The sequence below is a fragment of the Streptosporangium sp. NPDC023615 genome (assembly GCF_040640155.1).
Classification (GTDB): Bacteria; Actinomycetota; Actinomycetes; order Streptosporangiales; family Streptosporangiaceae; genus Streptosporangium.
The window spans coordinates 92,093-98,092 of the sequence record NZ_JBFABE010000026.1 but is presented as its reverse complement, the minus strand read 5'-3'; the positions used below and the strand labels follow the sequence as shown (position 1 = coordinate 98,092).

At 70.6% G+C, this 6,000-nt stretch carries 6 protein-coding genes; 4 read left to right on the top strand and 2 right to left on the bottom strand.

Translation table 11 applies throughout. The annotated features are described in order from the left end of the window. Window positions 1–69: 69 nt before the first annotated feature. Both AB0G16_RS20025 and AB0G16_RS20020 read right to left on the bottom strand, forming a co-directional pair. On the bottom strand, window positions 70–864 hold the full coding sequence (locus AB0G16_RS20025; RefSeq protein WP_362806665.1) for a serine/threonine-protein kinase: 795 nt from the start codon (window positions 862–864) through the stop codon (window positions 70–72). 98 nt (window positions 865–962) lie between these two features. Then, window positions 963–1,367, bottom strand: a complete 405-nt coding sequence (locus AB0G16_RS20020; RefSeq protein ID WP_362806663.1) for a hypothetical protein — start codon at window positions 1,365–1,367, stop codon at window positions 963–965. Window positions 1,368–1,597: 230 nt separating this feature from the next. On the opposite strand from AB0G16_RS20020, the gene AB0G16_RS20015 reads away from it, so the two are divergent. The 4 genes from AB0G16_RS20015 to pafA all read left to right on the top strand — a co-directional run bounded on the left by AB0G16_RS20015 (window position 1,598) and on the right by pafA (window position 5,847). Continuing rightward, a complete protein-coding gene (locus AB0G16_RS20015) occupies window positions 1,598–1,807 on the top strand; it encodes a ubiquitin-like protein Pup (RefSeq protein ID WP_362806661.1) in 210 nt (69 codons plus the stop codon). Between the two features lie 519 nt (window positions 1,808–2,326). Continuing rightward, a complete protein-coding gene (gene prcB / locus AB0G16_RS20010; RefSeq protein WP_362806669.1) occupies window positions 2,327–3,145 on the top strand; it encodes a proteasome subunit beta in 819 nt (272 codons plus the stop codon). 25 nt (window positions 3,146–3,170) lie between these two features. Further along, entirely contained in the window at window positions 3,171–3,983 is an 813-nt protein-coding gene (gene prcA / locus AB0G16_RS20005) for a proteasome subunit alpha (protein WP_362806659.1), read from the top strand. 505 nt (window positions 3,984–4,488) lie between these two features. Next, on the top strand, window positions 4,489–5,847 hold the full coding sequence (gene pafA / locus AB0G16_RS20000) for a Pup--protein ligase (protein WP_362806657.1): 1,359 nt from the start codon (window positions 4,489–4,491) through the stop codon (window positions 5,845–5,847). Window positions 5,848–6,000 lie beyond the last annotated feature (153 nt).

Here is a 6,000-nt window from a genome sequence, read left to right as displayed (position 1 = left end):
GCGCGATCTCCACGACCTGCTGCTGGCCCAGCCTCAGGTCCCCGACCGGCCGGTCAGCCCGACGCGGCGTCAGGCCGCGGTGAAGCAGCGCACGTCCTCCAGCATCTTCGCCGCCCGCACGGCGCTCAGCCGGGCCCGGGGGTCCTTGCGCAGCAGCCCGCGCAGCACCGGCTCCAGGGCCCCCGCCCGCTTGGGCGCGCGCGGGGGCTCCCGCAGCGCCGCCACCAGCGCCGCCATCGAGTTCACCGTACGGAACGGGGTCCTGCCCTCGACCGCCATGTACAGCGTCGCGCCGAACGACCACATGTCCGCCTCGCGGGTGCCGCCCCTGCCCTGGAGCGCCTCCGGGGCGATGAACGCCGGGGTGCCGCGCATCGAGCTCGTGGCGGCCCCCTCGGGCGCGGCGAAGCCGAAGTCGGCCAGCACCACCCGGTCGCCGGTCAGCATGATGTTGGCGGGCTTGATGTCACGGTGGATCACCCCGCCGTCGTGGGCGTGCCGCAGCGCCTCCAGCAGGCGGCACCCCATCGCCGCCACCAGGTCCACCGGGAGCGGCCCCGCCTGCACGAGCGTGTCGTGCAGCGTCAGCGCCTCCAGGAACTCCATGACGATCCAGAGGCGGTCGGCCTCCTCGGTGAGGTTGTGCACCGTCACGATGCCCCGGTGGCTCAGCCGGGCCGCCATCCGCGCCTCCCGGACCACGCGCCGCCGTTGCTCAGCCGCGGCGGCCCCGGGGGGCAGTGGTATCTCCTTGAGCGCCACCTCTCGCTCCAGCAGCAGGTCGTAGGCGCGCCAGACGACGCCGGTCGCCCCCTGGCCGACGCGGGAGACGAGCTTGTACCTGCGCGCGATGATGGTGCTCACCCCGCAATGATCGCAGTTTTCCACCCCGAAGGACTACTTGGAACGTTCCTTTGGCCCGCTTGAACCCCCGTCTCCTCCGGATCCGGCGGTGACGATGCTCACACCAGGCCGATGCCGAGCAGCAGCGCGCCCGCCGCCAGGGAGACCCCGCCCGCCGGGACCAGCCAGATCAACCGGTTCGGTTCGGTGTCGGAGGGGCGGGCCACCGACAGGAAGAAGCCGATCGGCATCAGGACCGGGGCCGCCACGATCAGGACCCGGGTGAGGTCCTTCATGCCGCCGGACAGGTCCGCCCGGTCGATGTAGAGGAGCGCGACGAGCGCGAAGAGCACCAGCACGCCCGCGTGGGCGTGCCCCGCCCGCCACAGGCCTCGACGGACGGGGTTGTCCATGTAGCCGGGGACGCCGCGCATGAGGTGCGCGAGCAGGGAGGAACCGCCGAAGGCGACGGCCGGGACGGTGATCAGGAGCACCCCGGCGGTGCTCAGCGAGGAGGGTGACATGGGGGGTCCTCTCATTGGATAGCAACGCTGGCCAATTATTGGATAGGGATACTATCCGGTCAAGGGGGAGCGGATTTGCCTTGGGGCCGGGTGAGGGGGTTCCCTGACGGGCAGGACCTCGGCACGGCTCGTGGGGGCACCCGCAAAGATCGCGGGATCATCCGCGCGCAATGTCGCCCGGTTCGGGGAAGATATGAATCAGATGCGTCCCCCAGGTGGAGGTGCCACAGATGGCGAGCAAGGACACCGGCGGCCAGAAGCAGACCGGCCGCACCGACAAGGAGGTCGAGGAGACCGCCGCGGCGGAAACCTCCGACGTCCAGGAACGTCACGAGAAGCTCACGGACGACGTCGACGCGATCCTCGACGAGATCGACGAGGTGCTCGAGGAGAACGCCGAGGAATTCGTCAGGTCCTACGTCCAGAAGGGTGGCCAGTAGGTCTTACGTCGGGTCTTATCTGATTTGTCCTACTGGAGCCTGATGAGGTCGGATCCCTCGGGATCCGAAGGGCTCGTCCCGGCCGGGGACGAGTCCGGCGGGCGCCGGGCTCGGCGGGTGGGCGGCTCACGGCCGTCCCCGCCGTGAGCGCCCTCCCCGCCCCGTCCCCGTTCGTTCCTCCCGGCCGGCCTTCCCGCTCCCCGCCCGTTCTTTCCGCCGTACCCTCCCGCCGCGTCCTCCCCTCCCCGCCCGTTCTCCTCGTCGCGCCCTCCCGCCCCTGCTGGGCGCCCCTGTCCGCCCTCGCCGCCGGGTCCGTCGCGCCCGCGCGGGACCGCGGCGGACCCGGTCGCCGAGGGCCGGTCACCCGTGAGGATTCAAAAGCCGGGCACCGGTAGGTGGTTCGCGCTGAGCTGATCCAGGGAAGTGCAAGCAGCACGGCAAGATGAGTAAGGTCGGGCCTTAAAGGACTGCACCTTTGGAGGGAGTCGCGTGGGATCGCACAGGGACCTGCCCGCCGGCATGGTGAATCATATCTTTACCGACACCGGGAGCTCCTCGTTCACCGAGTTCGTCAGGTCCCACTCGCCGGACTTGTTGCCTGGCCGTAACGAGGCCCTGGCGACCCCGGTGGGCGACCAGATTCCGCACGCCACCACGATCGTCGCGGCGAAGTGCGCCGGCGGCGTGGTGATCGCCGGAGACCGCCGGGCGACCTCCGGCAACATCATCTCCCAGCGGGACATCGAGAAAGTCTTCCGTACCGACGACTACTCGGCCATGGGCATCGCCGGAACGGCGAGCACCGGGATCGAGCTGGCCCGCCTCTACCGGGTGGAGCTGGAGCACTACGAGAAGCGCGAGGGCCGCACGCTCTCGGTGACGGGCAAGGCCAACCGGCTCGCCACGATGATCCGCGGCAACCTGCCGATGGCCATGCAGGGACTCGTCGTGGTGCCGATCTTCGCCGCCTACGACCCCGACATCGACGGTGGCCGGATCTTCGGCTACGACGTGGGCGGCGGGCCGTACGAGCAGCACAACCACCACACGATCGGATCCGGATCGATCTTCGCGCGGGGGGCGCTGAAGAAGCTCTACCGGGAGGGCGCCTCGCCCGAGGACACCGTCCTGACCCTGGTCCACGCCCTCTACGACGCGGCCGACGACGACTCGGCGACCGGTGGTCCCGACGTGATCCGCAAGATCTGGCCCGTCGTCGCGGTGATCACGGCCGACGGATTCCACCGGCTCTCCGACGACGAGGTCGCCGACCACGTCCGGATCGTGGTGGACTCCCGGACGAACTCCCCCGACGGCCCCACCGCCCCGCTGCGCTAACACGAGAGGATCACCCCAGGTGTCCATGCCTTTTGGATATGTCTCGCCCGAGCAGCAGATGCGGGACAAGGCGGACTACGCGCGTAAGGGGATCGCGCGGGGCCGCAGCGTCGTCGTCCTGCAGTACGAGGACGGCATCCTGTTCGTCGCGCCCAACCCCTCCCGTGCCCTGCACAAGATCAGTGAGATCTACGACAAGATCGGGTTCGCCGCGGTCGGGCGCTACAACGAGTTCGAGGCGCTGCGCCTCGGCGGCATCCGCTACGCCGACATCAACGGCTACACCTACGCCCGCGACGACGTCACCGCCCGCGGCCTGGCCAACCTCTACGCGCAGAACCTCGGCCAGATCTTCACCGAGTCGCCGAAGCCGTTCGAGGTGGAGATCGTGGTCGCCGAGGTCGGCGACTCCGCCGACGAGGACCACATCTACCGGCTGACCTTCGACGGCTCGGTCTTCGACGAGGCGGGCCTGGTCGCCATGGGAGGCCAGGCCGAGGCGGTGGCGGGCCGGCTCAAGGAGCAGTACCGCGACGGACTGACGCTGGGGGAGGCGCTGGAGGCCGCGCTGTTCGCGCTGACCGAGCCGGGGGGCGAGCGTTTCCCGGCCGCCCAGCTCGAGGTGGCGGTGCTCGACCGCAACCGGCCGCACCGCAAGTTCCTGCGGCTCAACGGCCCGAGGCTGGAGCGCCTGCTGGCCGCCGGCGCCCCCGCCGCCGAGTCGGCCGCCCAGGCGGTCCGGGACGAGCAGGCGCAGAACCCCCTCTCCGCCCCCGAGACGCCCGGCACCCCGCCGACCGCGCCCGACGGTGACATCGACACCGGATCGAGCGGCTGACCGGCACGGAGCAAGCCACGGAGCAAGCCGCGGAGCCGGGTGCGGAGTCCGGTGCGGGGCCGGGTGCGGACCTGGGCACGGGCACCGCACGGCACGGCACCGACACACGGCACGGTCACCGGCGGCCGGTCCCGGCACGGACCGGCCGCCGGCGGACCGGCGCCACGACGTGACACGACACGAGAGCGCCGCCCCGGCCGGGGCGGCGCTCTCGTGCGATTCGGGTCGTCCCGTTTACGGACGGCCGAATCCGGTCCCGACCGGCCCCCCGGAGGGTGAGAAAACCCGCCCCGCGAGTTCGTCCGGCACCCTCTCGAATCCCGCCCCCGAACCCTTTCCGATCCTCTCCCGATCCCCCCGGGCCGCTCGCGACCGCGACGATCCGCCCGAGAGCCGGGCACGAGCGGCGTTCGCGCTTAGCAGGTCACCGGCCTGGGCATAAGCCGTACGACCGAAAACCCCATGATCCCTCCCACGAGAGGGGTTCGGCGAATAGTGTGAGGCAATGGATCGTCGCATCTTCGGGCTTGAGAACGAGTACGGCGTCACCTGCACGTTCAGGGGGCAGCGGCGGCTGTCGCCCGACGAGGTAGCGCGTTATCTATTCCGCCGCGTCGTCTCCTGGGGCCGATCGAGCAACGTCTTCCTGCGCAACGGCGCCCGCCTCTACCTCGACGTGGGCAGCCACCCCGAGTACGCCACCCCCGAGTGCGACAACGTCGTGGAGCTCGTCACCCACGACAAGGCGGGCGAGCGCATCCTGGAGGGTCTGCTCGTCGACGCCGAGAAGCGCCTCCGCGAGGAGGGCATCGCCGGCGACATCTACCTGTTCAAGAACAACACCGACTCCGCGGGCAACTCCTACGGCTGCCACGAGAACTACCTCGTCGGCAGGCACGGCGAGTTCGGCCGCCTGGCCGACGTGCTGATCCCGTTCCTCGTCACCCGGCAGATCGTCTGCGGCGCCGGCAAGGTGCTGCAGACCCCCAGGGGAGCGGTCTACTGCGTCTCCCAGCGGGCCGAGCACATCTGGGAGGGCGTCTCCAGCGCCACCACCCGGTCGCGCCCGATCATCAACACCCGCGACGAGCCGCACGCCGACGCCGAGCGGTTCCGCCGCCTGCACGTCATCGTCGGCGACTCCAACATGAGCGAGACGACCACGCTGCTCAAGGTCGGCGCGACCGACCTGGTGCTGCGCATGATCGAGGCGGGCACCGTGATGCGCGACCTCTCCCTGGAGAACCCGATCCGGGCCATCCGCGAGGTCTCCCACGACATGACCGGGCGCCGGCGGGTGCGGCTGGCCAACGGCCGCGAGGCGTCCTCGCTGGAGATCCAGGAGGAGTACCTCTCCAAGGCCCGCGACTTCGTCGACCGCCGAGGCGGCGACGAGCTCAGCCACCGGGTGCTGGAGCTGTGGGAGCGCACGCTCAACGCGGTCGAGACCGGCGACCTGGACAAGGTCGCCCGCGAGATCGACTGGGTCACCAAGTACCAGCTCATCGAGCGCTACCGCAGGAAGTACGACCTGCCGCTCTCCAGCCCCAGGGTCGCCCAGCTCGACCTGGCCTACCACGACGTGCACCGCCGGCGCGGCCTGTTCTACCTGCTGCAGAAGCGCGGCGCGGTGGAGCGGGTGGCCTCCGACCTGAAGATCTTCGAGGCCAAGTCGGTGCCGCCGCAGACCACGCGCGCGCGGCTGCGCGGGGAGTTCATCCGCAAGGCCCAGGAGAAGCGCCGTGACTTCACCGTCGACTGGGTGCACCTGAAGCTCAACGACCAGGCGCAGCGGACCGTGCTCTGCAAGGACCCCTTCCGCAGCGTCGACGAGAGGGTGGACAAGCTCATCGCCGGCATGTGACGGACCGGCCCGCCGTCCGTGGACGGCGGGCCGTGATCGTCCGCGGGTGACGGGGCGCCTGGTTCGCCGGTCGTCCGTGGGTGGCGGGACGTCCGGGTCGTCGATCGTCCACGGGTGCCGGGCACCGTCCGCCGTGAATCTTTCACGGGTGGC

Coding starts and splice junctions, on each gene's coding strand:
- AB0G16_RS20020 (WP_362806663.1), bottom strand. CDS start 1,367: ATGTCACCCTCCTCGCTGAGCACCGCCGGGGTGCTCCTGATCACCGTC.
- AB0G16_RS20015 (WP_362806661.1), top strand. CDS start 1,598: ATGGCGAGCAAGGACACCGGCGGCCAGAAGCAGACCGGCCGCACCGAC.
- prcB (WP_362806669.1), top strand. CDS start 2,327: ATGGTGAATCATATCTTTACCGACACCGGGAGCTCCTCGTTCACCGAG.
- prcA (WP_362806659.1), top strand. CDS start 3,171: ATGCCTTTTGGATATGTCTCGCCCGAGCAGCAGATGCGGGACAAGGCG.
- pafA (WP_362806657.1), top strand. CDS start 4,489: ATGGATCGTCGCATCTTCGGGCTTGAGAACGAGTACGGCGTCACCTGC.